The following is a 16,794-nucleotide window of genomic DNA, read 5'->3' as shown; positions in this document are numbered from 1 at the left end:
TAGTATATCAAAACCAGAAGCGTTTGTCAAGAACTTTTTTCGATTTATTTTTCAATCAATTTTCGTTCATCGACTCGATTCTATTTTGACCGCTGTCGAAACAGCTTATTCAGAATACCAAACTTTTCACCGTTTGTCAAGAACTTTTTTTCAAATTCTTTTTGGTACGCTGAACCGCTGTTTGAAAACAGCTTATTTAGGATACCATCGTTCCCCCTGTTTTGTCAATAACTATTTTTCATTTTTCTGCATTTTATGCAAACCCTTGAGATACCGCCGTAAATCTGCTATACTGAATATATTATATAAAGATTTGTGAAGAGAAAAAGGAGGTGTCGGCTTGCCTATCAAGATAGCCGACAGTCTGCCGGCACGCGCCGTATTGGAGAGCGAAAACATTTTCGTTATGACCGAACACCGTGCCGCGACACAGGACATTCGTCCTCTTCGCATCGGTTTACTCAACCTGATGCCATTGAAAATCATTACCGAAACCCAGATCCTGCGCTGTTTATCCAACACGCCGATCCAGATCGAGGTCGATCTGATCCAGACCGAAACGTACCATTCCAAAAATACGCCGGAGGATCATCTTCTCACCTTCTACAAGACGTTCGACGATATCCGCGACCAGAAATATGACGGTTTTATCATCACCGGTGCGCCGGTAGAGACCATGCCGTTTGAGGAAGTCGAATACTGGAAGGAACTGACCGAGATCATGGACTGGACTAAAACGCACGTTCATTCCACGCTGCACATCTGCTGGGGTGCGCAGGCCGGTCTGTATTATCACTACGGTATTCTGAAGTACATGCTGCCCGAGAAAATGTCCGGTATTTTCAAGCACCATGTTCTGCTGCCGAAGGAGCCGCTGCTGCGCGGCTTCGATGATATCTTCTGCGCACCGCACTCGCGCCACACCGAGGTGCGTGCCGCCGACATCCGCAAAAATGATCGTCTGACCATTCTCGCGGAGTCGCACGAAGCCGGTGTGCACATCGTAGAGGCAATGAACGGCCGTCAGATCTTTGTGCTGGGTCACGGCGAGTACGACGCCGACACGCTCAAAAAGGAGTATGAGCGTGATCTGGCCAAAGGCATGAACCCGGAGGTGCCGCGCCATTACTTCCGCAACGATGATCCCAACGAGGACGTACTGGTGACCTGGAAGGCACATGCCAACCTGTTTTACACCAACTGGGTCAACTACTATGTGTACCAGACAACACCGTATTATCTGGACAAAATGTAATACCAAAGCCGCTCATCCATTGGATAGCGGCTTTTTTCACACAAAAAAGGGAGTATCAAAAGATACTCCCTTTCGTTTTACAGGTTCTGCTCTCTTCCCTCGTCTGCTGCGCCGACCAGATGGCACAGTGTCATCAGGCTGTCCGACAGATGCACGTTTTCGACCGGAACGCCCAGTCCCTCCAAATGAAGGTCCTCGCCGGTGAAATTCCACAGACCGCGGATACCGCGCTCTACCAGACCGTGTGCGATACGCGGGGCATCTCCGCGCGGAATGGTGAGCACCGCCACATCCGGCTTGTTGCGCTCAATAAACTCCGCAAGCGTATCCGCGCTGCGTACCTCATGGCCGCCAAAGCGCTGACCGATGAGCTGCGGATTTGCGTCAAACGCACACAGCAGTTCAAAGCCGCTGGCAGAAAAGTTAAAGTTATTAAGCAGTGCACGACCGAGGTTGCCGGCACCCAGCAGAATCGCCGTGCGGCCGGTCCGCAGACCCATGATCGCACCCAGCTCCTCCTGCAGTTTGTCGATATTATAGCCGTAGCCCTGCTGACCAAAGCCGCCGAAGCAGTTAAAGTCCTGACGAATCTGCGAAGCGGTCAGTCCCATGCGCTCTGCCAGTGCTTTGGAGGAGATACGCTGCTCCCCTTCAGCCTTCAGCTCACAAATATTCCGATAATAGCGAGGCAATCGCTGAATTACCGCTTTGGAAACCTCTTGCTTGTGTTCCACAGACCCTCTCCCTCTCTCAAATTCTATTTCTCGTGTAAATTACAACTTAGCGATGGTATCCAGCACATAATCGGTAAATTCCTGTGCAGTTGCACCGGTATCACGACCGGTAACAACAACCTTGCGCTCCTCTACCATGCAGATATCAAGTGCGCGGTCGAGCTTCTTCGCCAGTTCGATTTCACCGATGTGCTCAAGCAGCATAACAGCTGCACGCAGTACGGAGGACGGATCCGCGTACTTTGCGCGGCCTTCCTGTACCATACGCGGCGCAGAGCCATGAATTGCCTCGAACATCGCATAGCGCTTGCCGATATTGGCAGAGCCTGCCGTGCCGACACCGCCCTGAATCTCAGCAGCCTCGTCGGTGATGATGTCGCCGTACAGGTTCGGCAGAACAACGACCTTGAAGTCGCGGCGGCGCTTGTCATCGAGCAGCTTTGCGGTCATGATGTCGATGTACCAGTCGTCAAACTGTACTTCCGGATACTCCTTGGCTACCTTCTGGCAGGTATCGAGGAACTTGCCGTCGGTGGTTTTGATAATATTCGCCTTGGTGACGCAGGAAACGCGGTTCTTGCCGGTCTTGCGCGCATAGTCGAAGGCCAGACGAGCGATACGCTCGCAGCCCTGCGAGGTAGCTACGGTAAAGTCGATGAACAGATCGTCATCAATCTGTACGCCCTGAGAGCCGACAGCGTAGCCGCCCTCGGTGTTCTCGCGGTAGAACGTCCAGTCGATACCCAGCTCCGGCACCTTTACCGGGCGCACGTTGGCAAACAAGTCGAGACCCTTGCGCATTGCAACGTTTGCGGACTCTACGTTCGGCCACGGATCGCCCTTGCGCGGGGTCGTGGTGGGGCCCTTCAGGATAACGTGGCACTTCTTCAGCTCTTCCATAACGTCGGGCGGGATTGCGCAGCCGAGTTCAGCACGGCGCTCGATGGTCAGACCGTCGATCACGCGGAACTCCACCTTGCCGGCCTTTACCTTGTCTGCCAGCAGAACCTCCAGCGCATGCTGGGCCATGCCGGTGATCATCGGGCCGATGCCGTCGCCGCCGCACACGCCGATGATCAGCTTGTCCAGCTTGGAGTAATCAATAAAATCGTCCTGCTCCTTCATATCCATGATACGCTTGCGCTGGCTCTCTACAACTGCCTCAAATTTATCCAGAACAGACTGGTCGATAGACATGGTTTTGTCCTCCTACACCATTGATATTATTTTAACAAAAGAAAATATGCCTGTCAAGTCCGACCAGAGAACCCGCTTGGCTCTCCGGCCGGCATAACGTCTTGACTTACTTGCTCTGCTGACGTGCGTACAGCAGCGTACCGCCTGCAAGCAGTGCGTGACGCTGGCGCTCGGAAACCTCACAGTCGGCCTTGAAGGTCTTGCCGCCGCAAACAACGGTGACCTGCTCGCCGTTCTTTACTTCCTCGAGCACGTTCGGCAGAGAGATTTCATCCAGCAGATTGATTGCATCGTAATCCGCCGGATCGGCAAAGGTCAGCGGGATGATACCGGAGTTGACCAGATTTGCCTTGTGAATTCGTGCGAAGGACTTGCACAGTACGGCCTTTACGCCCAGATACAGCGGAACGAGCGCTGCATGCTCACGGGACGAGCCCTGACCGTAGTTTGCGCCGCCGACAATTACGCCGCCGCCCTGCTCCTTGCAGCGGGACGGGAACTCCGGATCGACGTTGATAAAGCAGTAGTTGGAGTAGTACGGCACGTTCGAGCGGTACGGCAGCAGCTTTGCGCCGGCCGGCAGGATGTGGTCGGTGGTGATGTTGTCCTCGGTCTTGAGAACGACCTTGCCGGTGTAGGATGCCTCGAGTGCCTTGCCCAGCGGGAACGGCTTGATGTTCGGGCCGCGAACGACCTCAACCTCAGCCGGATTCTCGGCCGGCTTTACGATCATGTTGTCATTGATGGTGAAATGCTCGGGCATTTCGATCTCCGGCATCTCACCGAGGGTGCGCGGATCGGTCAGCACACCGGTCAGTGCAGACGCTGCTGCAACCTCCGGAGATACGAGGAAGATCTGTGCATCCTGGGTGCCGGAACGGCCCTCAAAGTTGCGGTTGAAGGTACGCAGCGATACGCCGCCGGACTCCGGCGACTGGCCCATGCCGATGCAGGGACCGCAGGCGCATTCAAGGATACGCGCACCGGCCGAAATGATATCCGCCAGAGCACCGTTCTGCGCCAGCATATTGAATACCTGCTTGGAACCGGGGCTGATGGTCAGCGAAACCTCCGGGCTTACGGTCTTGCCCTTGAGGATGGAAGCGACCTTCATCATGTCGTGGTAGGAGGAGTTGGTGCACGAACCGATGCAGCACTGGTTTACCTTGATCTCGCCAATCTCGGATACCTTCTTGACGTTATCCGGCATATGCGGCATAGCTGCCAGCGGCTCGAGTGCGGACAGGTCTACGGTGTACTCCTCGTCATACTCTGCGTCCGGGTCGGAGGACAGCGGTACCCATACGTCGCCGCGGCCCTGTGCTTCGAGGAACTTCTTGGTTGCCTCGTCGGACGGGAAGATCGAGGTGGTAGCACCCAGCTCAGCGCCCATATTGGTGATGGTGGCGCGCTCCGGTACGGACAGGGTCTTTACGCCCTCGCCTGCGTACTCTACGATCTTGCCGACGCCGCCCTTGACGGTCATCTGGCGCAGTACGTCCAGAATAACGTCCTTCGCAGATACCCACGGAGACAGCTTGCCGGTCAGGTTGACGCGGACCATCTTCGGCATCGGGATGTAGTACGCGCCGCCGCCCATTGCGACTGCAACGTCCAGACCGCCGGCACCGAACGCCAGCATGCCGATGCCGCCGCCGGTCGGCGTATGGCTGTCCGAACCGATCAGGGTCTTGCCCGGTGCGCCGAAGCGCTCCAGATGTACCTGATGGCAGATGCCGTTGCCTGCCTTCGAATAGTAGATACCGTGCTTCTTAGCGACAGAACCGATATATTTGTGGTCGTCCGCATTCTCGAAGCCGGACTGCAGGGTATTGTGGTCAATGTAAGCGACCGAGCGCTCGGTCTTGACCTGATCGACGCCCATCGCCTCAAACTGGAGATAAGCCATCGTGCCGGTGGCATCCTGCGTCAGCGTCTGGTCGATCTTCAGACCGATCTCCTGACCCAGTACCATTTCGCCGTCTACCAAGTGCGCTTTCAAAATCTTCTGCGCGATTGTCATACCCATGTGTGTTTCCTTCGCTCCTTTATGTCCCGACGCGAAAGTCTTTCGCTTTCGCGCCCCATTCTCGTCAGAATGGGTGGTTGCGGCTTCCACAGCCTTCTCCACGGTGCAGCTCGCACCGTGCCCCAAAAAACAAAAATAGAAGTGGTGTTCGCATACACGAAACCACTTCTATTTTACAACATTCTATCGGTTTTGCAAAGCACTTTTCACCGCAGTGATTTGAAAAAGTTCAAGCCTTTTTCTGCGTTTTTTCAGCAGAATTACTGTTTTCGGCAGAAAGTCACTTGTATTTGTCGAAAAAGCGGTTTCGCAGCAGTTCAACTCACTTGTTCTCCTGCCATGTACCTTCCTCGGTCACTTCGATGACGCTGCTGGTCATATCCAGCTTGCGGTTTTCAAACGCTTCGCGGTTGTTCTCGTAGATGAGACGCAGACCCTCGAGCGTCAGGTTCGGGTCCACATCGTCGATAAGGTCGCAGTATTCCGCCATCATGCGGCCCATGCCGCCGGTAGCGACTACTCTTGCCTTGCCGCCCAGTTCCTTCTGGATATCCGTGATGATGCCGGTCAGCGCGCCGACATAGCCGCGCACCGCACCGGACTGCATGGACTGCACAGTGGTCTTGCCGATGGCATTCTCCGGCCGCTCAATGTCCACGCGCGGCAGCTTGGACGCCTTGAGGAACAGCGCCTCCATCGCCACCTTCAGACCCGGGAAAATCGCGCCGCCCTGATACGCGCCGTTCTCGTCGATGGCGTCAAAGGTAGTCGCCGTGCCGATATCCACAATGATGAGCGGCTTGCCATACTTGCGAACCGCAGAAACCGCGTTGACCAGTCGGTCCGCGCCGACCTCGCGCGGGTTGGCATAGCAGTTTTCAATGCCGATATCCGCATCGCGGCCCGCGATGACCGGCTGCACATACAGATACTTGCGGATGGCATTGATCAGCGTATACATCACCGGCGGCACGACCGACGCGATCACGACCGCCGTCGTTTCCGCGCAGCTGATCTCGTGGAAGTGGTAATACTGCGCGATCAGCATGCCCAGCTCATCCGAGGTGCGCTCAGAATTGGTGGAAATGCGGAACGAGCCGCGCAGCTTGTCTCCGTCATATAAACCGAACACCATGTTGGTGTTGCCTACGTCGATTGCTAAAAGCATAATGTTCTCCTAATTTTCTATTTCTCTTACAGACGCTCTTTTCGCAGCAGACTGCCGTCCTCATCGACCAGCTCGAGCAGCGCAGCCCGTCCGTTCTCGACAGTCAGCCGAGCGTAGCTGGCCGGGCCGCCGCGCGGCAGACTGATGCTGCCCGGATTGCATACCCACACGCCGTTCTCCCGCTCGAGCATCATGCGGTGCGTATGCCCGAAAAAAGCAAGCGCGCAGTGCTCCTCGTAAGCCCGCTGCGGCACAATGCCGCTCGACAGCATGCCGACACGCTCACGGTGGCCGTGCGTGATATAAATCCGCACGCCGCCCGGTGTCACAACCGCATTCAGCGGCACATCGGGGTCAAAATCGTTGTTGCCCCGCACGCGGTAGATCGGCATGGCCGGGAACACGCGCTCGATCTCGCGAGCATCCTCGGCGTGATCGCCTAAGTGAATGACCGCATCCGGTTCTTCCCTGTCTACCGCAAAGGCCATTGCCATGTTATAGCCGTGGGAATCTGCAAATATCAGCACTTTCATGTTGTTCCCTCTCTCTGCGCCGCACATATAGCTGTATTTTACACCGAGTATCCCGCGATGTAAAGTAATTTTCTTGCGATCAGCCACAATTTATTTCCCTGTGCACACACTTCTCCTCCCGGCGGCATATACTGTCATGAAACAACTTCTTATGAGAGAGGACGGGACGCGAATGAATCAGAACGAACTGCTCCGCAGACTTGCGGCACAGGCCGGTGGAGACGCGGCGCTCGAACGGCTTTCCGGTGCGCTCGGCACTGCAGACGGCAGACGTGCGGTCGAGCAGCTGTCCGCACAGCATGCCGCTGAGCTGGAACAGGCCGCAAAAGCCGCGCAAAGAGGTGACATGCGCAGCGCAGCACAGGCAGCGCAAAAACTCATGCAGACACCCGAGGGTGCGCGGCTGGCCGCACAGCTTCGGCACATTTTCGGCAAATAAGGAGGCGTTTGGATGGAAAACGATATGCTTTCCTCGCTGCTGAGCGACCCGGAGTCACTGCAGAACGCGATGAAAACCGTGTCCGACCTGCTCGGCGGTCAGCCGTCCGCACAGGCAGAGCCGCAGAGCACCTACGATCCGGCCTCCGAAATGATGCAGAAGGCGCTTCCGGTCATCGGCGCGATCGCGCAGAGCGGGCAGAATGCCGTAAAACCGGAAAAACGCGCACTGCTCGGTGCGCTCAAGCCGTTCGTTGCCGAGGAGGTCTCCGGCCAGTTCGACCGTGCCCTCCGTCTGGTCAGCATGGCTCGGATGGCGCGCGCGGCACTCGGACAGGTGAACCTCTCTGCAGACGATACCGCGCCGCGAGCCTTATAGGAGGTGCTGACCCATGTATAACCGCTATCTTGCCGCCGCAGAGCAGACCGCACCGGAAACAAACGAACCGCCGCAGAGCAGCACCTTTTCCGGTCTCGGACGCACGCTGAATGCGCGTCTGCAGGGTGTCCGGCTGGACATGGATACTATGATCGCCCTGCTCATCGTGTGGTTCCTGCTGATGGACGATGACGGCGTGGTGGATTGGGAACAGTTTCTGCTCACCGCCGCCCTGCTCCTGTTTGGGCTGTGAGTACATGAAAAAACTGCCGCACGGTTGATGTGCAGCAGTTTTTTATTGCATTCGCGTGCTATAATTGAGAATGAGCGCTATCCTTGCGCAGCTCTGTCCGCGCTGCCGCGATTTCTTGCAATACGGCAAGTATTGCAAGAAACCGCGCCTCAGCAGTACGCAGAATTTATTCGCAAACCGCTCTTGTTCCATTATGCGGTATTGCCTTAATCCGCGCCTTCGGTGCGCACATTCATTTTCCATTCTCCATTTTCAATTACAAAATAGGTCCCGACCCATCATCCTTCTCCTTGGTGATGGACTTGATCACAACAGTATAGCTGTCGCCCTCTTCGGTGGTGACATCCACCCGGTCACCGACCTTTTTGCCGAGCACCGCCTTGCCAAGCGGTGCCTTGCAGCTGATTCTGCCGTTCAGCGGATCACACCGCACGGTCGTTACCACCTGAATGGTATCCGTGTCATCATCGTCCTCAAACAGCAGCTCCACCTTATCGAACAGACCGACCTCATCCGCGCCCGCCTTATCCTCAATCACATGCGCGGATTTAATCATGCGCTCCAGATAGCGGATGCGGCTGCGGTTGCGGTTCTGCGCCTGCTTGGCGGCTTTGTATTCAAAATTTTCACTCAGGTCACCGAACGCACGTGTGCGCTTGACCTCCTCGATCAGCTCGGGCATCAGCTCCAGCTTGCGGTGGTCCAGCTCCTTCTGCATCATTTCAATGTCCTGTGCGGTCAGATCGTCATGCATAGCTTTTCATTTCCTTTCATGCTTCCATGCTCATGCCTTAGATTATATGCTGTTTGGCGGAATTTTGCAACGCCTGTCCTCCCGTCAAATTTCCGCATGGTTAAATTTGCGTGATAACCGCGCAGAATGTTCAACAATTTGCACAATTTTCTATTTTCCGCCATTTTTATTTGCTGTATCGTTTTCCATATGATATACTGTTGCTATACGCCTGTACACCACAAAGCAGGGTGCTGACGTTTTCCGTTGGCCGCCCTGCTTTTTTGCTGTGTACGGGAGAATCACAAAAAGGGGAATGAAAACATCATGGGAACTGCATTTTTGCGGCAGCTTCAGCAGGAATTCAAGGGCTACAACGGGCAAAAGCTGGCCAAGGACCTGATGGCTGGTCTGACCGTTGCGGCAGTGGCGCTGCCTCTGGCACTGGCGTTCGGTGTATCGGCCGGTGCAACAGCGGCCTGCGGCCTGGTTACGGCGATTGTTGCCGGTCTTATCATTTCGGCGCTGACCGGCGGCTATTATCAGATTTCCGGTCCGACCGGTGCTATGGCAGCCATTCTCGGCTCGCTGATCGCGACCTACGGCATGCAGGGCATGTTCGTGGCAACCTTTCTCGCCGGTGCGCTGCTCATCCTTGCGGCGGTGCTGCACCTCGGCAACCTGACCGCCTTCGTACCCGCGCCGGTTATCACCGGTTTTACCTCGGGTATTGCGGTCATTATCGCGATGGGTCAGATCGACAACTTCTTCGGCACGCACTCGGAAGGGGCCAGTGCGATTGCGAAGATCATCTCGTATAAGGATCTCGGCTTTCATCCGGATATTGCTACCACGCTGATCGCGCTTTTTGTCGTTCTGCTGATGGTGTTCTTCCCGAAAAAGTGGAACGCGGTCGTACCGGCTTCGCTCATCGGCATTATCATCGCAACTGCGGCAACGATGATTCTGAAGCTCGATATCGCAACCGTCGGCGAGATTCCGAAAACGCTCATGCTGCCGGATCGTCTGTCTCCGGCACAGATTGACTGGAACACGGTTCCTGCTCTGCTGGCGCCGGCATTCTCCATCGCGGTGCTGAACATGCTCGAAAGCCTGCTGTGCGGTGCGTCTGCCGGCCGCGCGACCGGCGTCAAGCTCAACAACGATCAGGAGCTGTTCGCACAGGGCGTCGGCAACATGGTGCTGCCGATGTTCGGCGGCATTCCGGCAACTGCCGCTCTGGCGCGTACCTCGGTAGCAGTTCGCTCGGGTGCGCAGACCCGTCTGACCGGTATCTTCCATGCGGTCGGTCTGCTGATCATGATGTTTCTGCTCGCGCCGGTCATTCAGAATGTGCCGCTGGCCGGTCTGGCAGGCGTGCTGATGGTCACAGCATGGCGCATGAACGAATGGCACGCCATCAAGTACATGTTCAGCCACCGTTTCAAGGGTGCCATGGCGAAATTTATCGTCACCATGATCTGCACCATCGTATTCGACCTGACGGTTGCGATCGTAGTCGGTGTCGGTCTCGGTCTGATCCTGATGGTTGCCCGTCTGTCCAAGCTGCAGATCAACTACGAGCGTGTTGACATGTCCCGCATCAAGAGCAACGACGAGGCGCTGAACGAGCGTTACCGCAACGCAATGGTCGCTTACATCACCGGTCCGCTGATCTTCGCCAACATCGACACCATCGAGCAGCTGACCGAGCGTGTCGGCACCTGTGATACGCTGCTGCTGTCCATGCGCGGCGTGCCGTATATTGATATTTCGGCGGCACAGGCGCTGATGGATATTCTTCGTTCGCTGCACGAAAACGGCGTGGATATCGTACTGTGTGGCCTGCCGAGCAGTGCCATGAATATGATGCACCGCTCCGGTATTTATGATATGGTCGGTGAACAGGGCTTCTACTGGAGCGTAGAGCGTGCTCTGCTGGACCTTCGTCCGTATACCGGCAAAAAGTAACAATGCACAAGGCGTATGTTTGAGACATGCGCCTTTTCTCTTGTGGATATTATACAAATTCTTTTCATGGTTTTAATGCAATATAACGAAATTGCGTATTGCGTTTTTTCTGAAATGCGCTATAATAATATCGTAATCAGAAAGAACAGAAAAAATGTTAGCAGCACCGTCAGAAGACGGATTAAAGGAGGCTGATTATCATGACTAAGAAAAATTACATCCGCACGCTCGGTATGATCGCTGAATCCATGTTTATGCAGAACCCCAGCTACTCCTGGAGAGGCAGCATGGCTTGCCGCGATTTCTCCAAGACCCGCAAGTAAGATAAACAATAGAAAGACCGCTGTATGATTGTACAGCGGTCTGAGGCTGTCGAAAAACTAACGTTTTCCGAGCAGCCTCTCGATCGAAACCACGCTTTCGATCGAATTTCGAAGAAAAACCGCGCCTTGCAGGCACATTTTTTCTTCCCTTGTATAAATTCCGAGGTACACGCCCCCGGAATTTATGAATTTGCTCCGCAAATTCTATTTTATGCGTGCTGCCGCACAAAGCACAAGAGTTGAAATGCTGCTTTTTCGACAGACTGAGACCGCTGTATGATTGTACAGCGGTCTTTTTTCCGGTTTGGGCGGTGAAAACACCACGGATTCCCCGTCCGGGCACTTGACAAAAGCCCGTCAGACCTTTACAATAATACTGTTGTCTGCAGGGTTAGTTCATCGGTAGAACGGTCGCTTCCCAAGCCACAGAGGCGGGTTCGATTCCCGTACCCTGCTCCAAAAAACACAGCCATCCAAATGGATGGCTGTGTTTTTTTCATATAACGGGTGCCGAATCAAACGCACGGTTTCGCCCGAAGAGCAAGAGAAGCTCCTCGGAGAGACCCGTGTCACGCCGCTCGTTGATGCGAAAGCTGTCCTCGGCTCTATGTACTTAGCCTTTGCGGATATCCTTAATGAGCTTTTCCTTCTCCTTGGCTTCCTTCTTTTCTTCCTTGAGGCGCTTTTTCTCCGACTCGTATTCCTTGCTCGGACACTTGCCGCAGTAATGAACCTCATATCGCTCGATACAGTCCTTGATCACCTTGACTGCCACCGAGCGCGTCAGCGCGTCCGACGTTGCGGTGTACTTGTGCTCCAGACTCTTGTAAATCTCGAAGAAATGCGCGATCTCGTTGCCATGATGCGGCGGCAGCTGGTCGATATCATGATAATAGTTCCAGTTCGGGTCCTCAAACGGAATGGCGATGATCTTATCGTCGATCTCGTCATCATCAATCATGCGGATCACGCCGATCGGATAGCAGTCCACCTCGACCATCGGGTCAAGCGTTTCACTGCACAGCACGAGCACATCCAGCGGATCGCCGTCGCCCGCATAAGTGCGCGGAATAAAGCCGTAATTGGCCGGATAATGCGTTGAAGTATACAGAATACGATCCAGCCGCAGCAGGCCGGTCTGCTTGTCCAGCTCATACTTTTTCTTGCTGCCTGCCGGAATTTCAATGACTGCCGTAAAGCTCTCCGGCGTTACGCGACTCGGATCAATGTCATGCCAGATGTTGATCATATCTGATTTTCTCCCTCTTTCTTCTTATTTTATATCCACAGTATAACAGACCTTTTCATTTCCCGCAAGACCTGCGGAGGAAAGAAACTTTTTATGCATTTTACATGAAACACATTGTTCCTTTACAAAAGCGCAGTATAATAGTAACTATAAAATGACGGCGTATGCCACCACGAAGGGGGACATGATATGACACAGAAGATTTGGGAGCAGGGCTACACCCAGAACCGTGAGTTTTCGTGGCTGCAGTTCAACGCCCGCGTGCTCGCCGAGGCGGAGGATGAGAACGTGCCTCTGCTCGAGCGTTTCAAATTCCTCGCAATCTTTACCAGTAATCTGGATGAGTTCTTCATGATCCGTGTCGGCAGCCTGTGCGACATGGCCGCCGTGGACAAAGGGCATACCGACAGCAAATCCGGTCTGACCGCCAAAGAGCAGCTGCATCTGATCTACAAGGCGGTTGAGCCGCTCTATGCACGTCGTGATGCGGCGTTCTCCGATGTGGACAGCAAACTGAGTGCGATCGGTCTGCGCCGACTGACAATGGATTCGCTTGCGCCGGACGAACAGAAATACATCAAGCGGTATTTCAAGGATATCATTGCGCCGGTGCTTTCGCCGCAGATCGTGGACTCGCACCATCCGTTCCCGCACCTTGAGGGCAAGGTGCTGCATATTGCCGCGCTGCTCAGCCACAAAAAGACCGAACGGCTCGGTCTTCTGCCCGTGCCCGCATCGCTGCCGCCGGTTGTGTTCCTGCCGGAGACACCGTCGCGCTATATTCTCACCGAGGACATTCTGCTCGCCTACGCTGACCATGTGTTCGAAATGTACGATGTACTTGAAAAGACCGTGCTCTGCGTTACCCGCAATGCGGATATTCAGGTAGACGACGAGACCTTCGGCGTAGAAGGCGGAGATTTTCGCAAAAAGATGGAAAAGCTGCTGCGGCAGCGCCGCCGCATGGCTGTCGTGCGCGTGGAGATCAGCCGTCCCATCAGCGACCATTTCAAAGAGCACTTCCGCAGCCGCTTTGAGGTCAGCGATGCACAGATTTTCCTGTCGCGCACAGCACCGCTCAAGCTCGGATATGCGTTCTCGCTCGGCGAACACCTGCCGGAAAAAAAGCGTGCGTTTCTCAGCGACGCGCCCTTCACGCCGCAGCAGCCGGCCATGCTGTCTGCCGGTCAGAGTCTGCTCAAGGCCGCTCTGCAGCGGGATATTCTGCTGTCCTATCCGTATGAGAGCATGGAGCCGTTCCTGCAGATGATTCGTGAGGCGGCAAACGACCCGGCTGTACTGGCGATCCGCATCACGATTTACCGGCTGGCAAGCAAGGCAAAGCTGGTCGAATACCTGTGTGCTGCCGCCGAAAACGGCAAGGACGTTACCGCACTCATCGAGCTGCGCGCGCGCTTTGACGAGCAGAACAACATCGACTGGTCCGAACGCATGGAAGAAGCCGGCTGCAAGATCATTTACGGCTTTGAGGATTACAAGGTGCACTCCAAGATCTGCCTGATCACCCGCAGAGAACGCGGAACCGTCCGCCATATTACGCAGGTCGGCACCGGCAACTACAACGAGAAAACCGCCAAGCAGTACACGGACGTGTCGCTCATCACGGCGGATGAACGCATCGGTCAGGACGCAGGCGCGTTCTTCAACAACATGGCGCTCGGCAACCTGTCCGGACGCTACAGCCGCCTGTTCGTCGCGCCGACCAGCCTGAAAAACAACATTCTGGCGTTGATGGACGAGCAGATTGCCAAAGGCAAGGACGGTTACATCCTGCTCAAGTTCAATTCGCTGACCGATATCGATGTAATCGCCAAGCTGCGGGAGGCATCCTGCGCAGGCGTCACAGTCGAGATGATCGTGCGCGGCATCTGCTGCCTGCTGCCCGGTGTGCCGGGCCACACCGAGAACATCACAGTGACGAGCATTGTCGGACGTTTTCTTGAGCATTCCCGCATTTATGTGTTCGGCCGCGGTGACGAGGAAAAAATGTATATCTCCTCCGCCGATCTGATGACGCGCAACACTGAACGCCGTGTTGAAGTTGCCTGTCCGATTGACAATCCTGCCGTCCGCGCCCGCCTGCATGATATTCTCTATGCCATGCAGCACGATACTGTCAAGGCGCGTGTGCTGCAGCCGGACGGCACCTACTGCAAAAAGCCTGCCGTTCAGGACCCCATCTGCGCACAGGATCTGCTTATGCAGCAGGCCATTGAGAACGCCCGCAAACAGGCCGCACAGCCTGCGCCGCATCCGGGTTTCCTCGAGAAAATCCGAAAATGGTTCTCCGGTTCCTGAACAAATGGACTGTCGAAAACTTCGTTTTCCCGACAGACTGAAAGAGAGGCTTCAAAGCCTCTCTTTTTCTATTTATTCTTCAGTTTTCTTTGCCGTCTTTTTTTCCGACTTGCCAATCTTCTGATTGATGTACGCCGGAACTTCCTTGAGCGGAATACCGAGTGCAACCGAAAGCTCGCTGTTGAGCAGTTCCTCGGCACGCTTGCGGTAGCGCTGATCGACCTGACTGACACGGCGTCCGTGCCGGCGCGACTTGGCGTAAACCGTCTTGATCAGCTGCACAAGCTCCTCGCAGTCGTGGCTCTGCAGCGCCGCCTGATAATGCTCATTCGCCATGCGGACACTATGGCAGACAAAGTGGTCCTCTTCGATGTCAGGAATAGAGTTGATAAGTTCCTCTGCTTTTTCGCGGGAGATTACCGGACGGGTAAACACCGGCGAATCCGTCGGAATATAGATGGTCTCCGTGCCCGTTACCGGTACCAGCGTATAGTACAGCTTATCCTCCTCGGTCTCGAACGGCGGCTTGCCGATTGACTCTACCCGGCACACACTGTTGGTTCCGTACACAATGAACTCTCCTGCCTGATACATCAAGATGCCTCCTCACACATCGCGTTTCATTCTGTTTCCGTTATCCACTTTTTCTGATATAATTATAGCACATTTTCTTGCAAATTGTAAGTTTTATTTGCTCTTTTCCTCATTTTTCGGCAATTTGACGTATATTTTCGCTGTAAAACCGCACGTCCGTGCGCAAAATTTCTCCTGCATATGAAAAAGCACCGTACATAAAGTACGGTGCTGAGACTGTCGAAAAACTTCGTTTTTCCGACAATCTGTGTTTTGACTTTGCAAAACACGGACGTCCGAAAGTTCCCATACGGAAACTTTCTCCCTCTGAAAGTATGAAAACCGAGGTACACGCCCCCGGTTTTCATGCATTTGCGCCGCAAATGCTATTTCATGCGCGCTGCCGCGCGGCAGCAGCGCTAAAACGGACTTTATTGACAAACCAAAGCACCGTACATAAAGTACGGTGCTTTGGATTTCAGCTTTTAGCCTTCGATTGCCGTGTAATCATCCGGAACGGTGATGCCCAGCTTCTCGCAGTTAGCCTTGTTGTACATCTTCGTAAAGTTCGGTGCAGACTGTACTTCCATATCGCCCGGGTTTGCACCGTTGGCGAGGATCTCGTAAGCCATCTCGCCGGTAGCCTGACCCAGCTCGTAGTAGTCGATCGACAGGGTAGCTACGCCGCAGCCGTTGCAGATGCCCTGCTCGCCTGCGATAACCGGAATATTTTCCGGGATAACAACGTTTGCAATTGCCTCGGTGCAGGAAGCAGCGGTGTTATCGGTCGGGATATACATAACATCGCTTGCCGCAGCAGCCTTCTGCGCTACGGAAGCAACGTCGTTGGAGTCGGTGAACGCATACTCGGTGCAGGTGTAACCCAGCTTCTCAAGCAGCGGCTTGATGGTGTCGATCTGGTACTTGGAGTTCGGCTCAGCGGAGCAGTACAGCAGACCTACGTTCTTGGCATCCGGGAACAGCTCCTTGAGCATGTCGGCCTGACCGTCGAGCGGTGCAAGATCGGTAGTACCGGAGATGTTGGTGCCGGTCTTGCCGGTCCAGTCGGATACGCCGAGTGCGGTGCCGTAGTCGGTTACCGAAGTGCCGAGGATCGGAATATCAGAGGTGCCGGCCTGTGCTGCCTGCAGTGCTGCGGTAGCGTTCGCCATAATGAGGTCCACACCCGCGGAAACAAAGCCGTTTACGATGGTGGTGCAGTTTGCGGACTCGCCGGAGGCGTTCTGCGAGTCAAACTTGACCTCGCCGCCGTCTGCCTCAACCAGCTCCTTCAGCTTATCCTGGAAACCCTGCGTAGCCGCATCCAACGCCTCATGCTGAACCAGCTGAACAATGCCTACCTTATAGCTGCCAGCCGAACCGGAATCGCTGCCGGAGGCTGCATTGCTGTCATCGCTGCCGGAGCTGCTGCCGCCGCAGGCAGTCATCGTGAGTGCCATGGCGCCAGCCATCAGCGCTGCGAGTAATCTCTTCTTCATGGGAAACCCTTCTTTGTTCAAATTTTACTTTTCACAGAACTTTTGCACTTCTGTTACTTCATCATTTTAGCAGTTAAAAGAGTGCAAGTCAAGTATACCGTTTAATTTTCTTACGATAAGAATTATCTATCCGTCATTTTT

Annotated in this window: 17 protein-coding genes and 1 tRNA gene; 9 read left to right on the top strand and 9 right to left on the bottom strand. The window is 54.7% G+C overall.

All coding sequences use genetic code 11. The features are described from left to right. Together DW806_RS15545 and metA are read left to right on the top strand one after the other, a co-directional pair. Positions 1-319, top strand: a 319-nt coding sequence (locus DW806_RS15545) for a hypothetical protein (RefSeq protein WP_207665003.1), incomplete at its 5' end; no start/stop codon positions are given. 21 nt (positions 320-340) lie between these two features. After that, entirely contained in the window at positions 341-1,255 is a 915-nt protein-coding gene (gene metA, locus DW806_RS08685; protein ID WP_118729700.1) for a homoserine O-acetyltransferase MetA, read from the top strand. 77 nt (positions 1,256-1,332) lie between these two features. On the opposite strand, the gene DW806_RS08680 is transcribed toward metA, so the two are convergent. The 5 genes from DW806_RS08680 to DW806_RS08660 form a co-directional block, all read right to left on the bottom strand. Continuing rightward, a complete protein-coding gene (locus DW806_RS08680; protein WP_118360961.1) occupies positions 1,333-1,989 on the bottom strand; it encodes a redox-sensing transcriptional repressor Rex in 657 nt (218 codons plus the stop codon). A gap of 39 nt (positions 1,990-2,028) precedes the next feature. Then, entirely contained in the window at positions 2,029-3,186 is a 1,158-nt protein-coding gene (locus DW806_RS08675) for an isocitrate/isopropylmalate family dehydrogenase (protein ID WP_118360963.1), read from the bottom strand. Positions 3,187-3,292: 106 nt separating this feature from the next. Continuing rightward, the gene (locus DW806_RS08670) at positions 3,293-5,215 is read right to left on the bottom strand and encodes an aconitate hydratase (RefSeq protein WP_118729699.1); all 1,923 of its coding nucleotides are present in this window, start codon (positions 5,213-5,215) and stop codon (positions 3,293-3,295) included. A gap of 322 nt (positions 5,216-5,537) precedes the next feature. After that, the gene (locus DW806_RS08665; protein ID WP_118286099.1) at positions 5,538-6,383 is read right to left on the bottom strand and encodes a type III pantothenate kinase; all 846 of its coding nucleotides are present in this window, start codon (positions 6,381-6,383) and stop codon (positions 5,538-5,540) included. 26 nt (positions 6,384-6,409) lie between these two features. Next, the gene (locus tag DW806_RS08660) at positions 6,410-6,916 is read right to left on the bottom strand and encodes a metallophosphoesterase family protein (protein WP_158577993.1); all 507 of its coding nucleotides are present in this window, start codon (positions 6,914-6,916) and stop codon (positions 6,410-6,412) included. Between the two features lie 172 nt (positions 6,917-7,088). Between DW806_RS08660 and DW806_RS08655 the strand changes: the two genes are divergently transcribed. Genes DW806_RS08655 through DW806_RS08645 form a run of 3 tightly spaced genes read left to right on the top strand, consistent with a single transcriptional unit; the run spans position 7,089 to position 7,986 of the window. After that, complete coding sequence (locus DW806_RS08655) at positions 7,089-7,355, top strand: hypothetical protein (protein ID WP_118729698.1); 267 nt, start codon at positions 7,089-7,091, stop codon at positions 7,353-7,355. A gap of 12 nt (positions 7,356-7,367) precedes the next feature. Then, a complete protein-coding gene (locus DW806_RS08650; protein WP_118729697.1) occupies positions 7,368-7,733 on the top strand; it encodes a hypothetical protein in 366 nt (121 codons plus the stop codon). A 13-nt stretch (positions 7,734-7,746) separates the two neighbouring features. Continuing rightward, a complete protein-coding gene (locus tag DW806_RS08645) occupies positions 7,747-7,986 on the top strand; it encodes a hypothetical protein (RefSeq protein WP_118729696.1) in 240 nt (79 codons plus the stop codon). Between the two features lie 256 nt (positions 7,987-8,242). On the opposite strand, the gene DW806_RS08640 is transcribed toward DW806_RS08645, so the two are convergent. Continuing rightward, entirely contained in the window at positions 8,243-8,740 is a 498-nt protein-coding gene (locus DW806_RS08640) for a GreA/GreB family elongation factor (protein ID WP_117488359.1), read from the bottom strand. A gap of 306 nt (positions 8,741-9,046) precedes the next feature. Here DW806_RS08640 and DW806_RS08635 point away from each other — a divergent pair, with 306 nt between their 5' ends. The 3 genes from DW806_RS08635 to DW806_RS08630 all read left to right on the top strand — a co-directional run bounded on the left by DW806_RS08635 (position 9,047) and on the right by DW806_RS08630 (position 11,472). Further along, positions 9,047-10,690, top strand: a complete 1,644-nt coding sequence (locus DW806_RS08635; RefSeq protein WP_118729695.1) for a SulP family inorganic anion transporter — start codon at positions 9,047-9,049, stop codon at positions 10,688-10,690. Positions 10,691-10,890: 200 nt separating this feature from the next. Then, entirely contained in the window at positions 10,891-11,013 is a 123-nt protein-coding gene (locus DW806_RS15905; RefSeq protein ID WP_279220784.1) for a hypothetical protein, read from the top strand. 385 nt (positions 11,014-11,398) lie between these two features. Further along, positions 11,399-11,472: transfer RNA gene (locus DW806_RS08630), tRNA-Gly, on the top strand. A gap of 154 nt (positions 11,473-11,626) precedes the next feature. Here the strand turns inward: DW806_RS08630 and DW806_RS08625 are convergent. Then, on the bottom strand, positions 11,627-12,259 hold the full coding sequence (locus DW806_RS08625) for an inorganic diphosphatase (protein WP_118480997.1): 633 nt from the start codon (positions 12,257-12,259) through the stop codon (positions 11,627-11,629). Positions 12,260-12,451: 192 nt separating this feature from the next. Between DW806_RS08625 and ppk1 the strand changes: the two genes are divergently transcribed. Continuing rightward, positions 12,452-14,581 carry a polyphosphate kinase 1 gene (gene ppk1, locus DW806_RS08620; RefSeq protein ID WP_118729694.1) on the top strand — a complete coding sequence of 710 codons (2,130 nt, stop codon included), beginning with the start codon at positions 12,452-12,454 and terminating at the stop codon, positions 14,579-14,581. 72 nt (positions 14,582-14,653) lie between these two features. On the opposite strand, the gene DW806_RS08615 is transcribed toward ppk1, so the two are convergent. Both DW806_RS08615 and DW806_RS08610 read right to left on the bottom strand, forming a co-directional pair. Beyond that, a complete protein-coding gene (locus DW806_RS08615) occupies positions 14,654-15,175 on the bottom strand; it encodes a CarD family transcriptional regulator (RefSeq protein ID WP_118729693.1) in 522 nt (173 codons plus the stop codon). Between the two features lie 464 nt (positions 15,176-15,639). Beyond that, positions 15,640-16,653, bottom strand: a complete 1,014-nt coding sequence (locus DW806_RS08610) for an ABC transporter substrate-binding protein (protein WP_118729692.1) — start codon at positions 16,651-16,653, stop codon at positions 15,640-15,642. Positions 16,654-16,794: the final 141 nt, after the last annotated feature.

This window comes from Butyricicoccus sp. AM32-19 (assembly GCF_003480365.1).
GTDB lineage: Bacteria > Bacillota > Clostridia > Oscillospirales > Butyricicoccaceae > Agathobaculum > Agathobaculum butyriciproducens.
The sequence above is the reverse complement of the archived record's forward strand: the minus strand, read 5'-3'. Positions and strand labels throughout refer to the sequence as shown.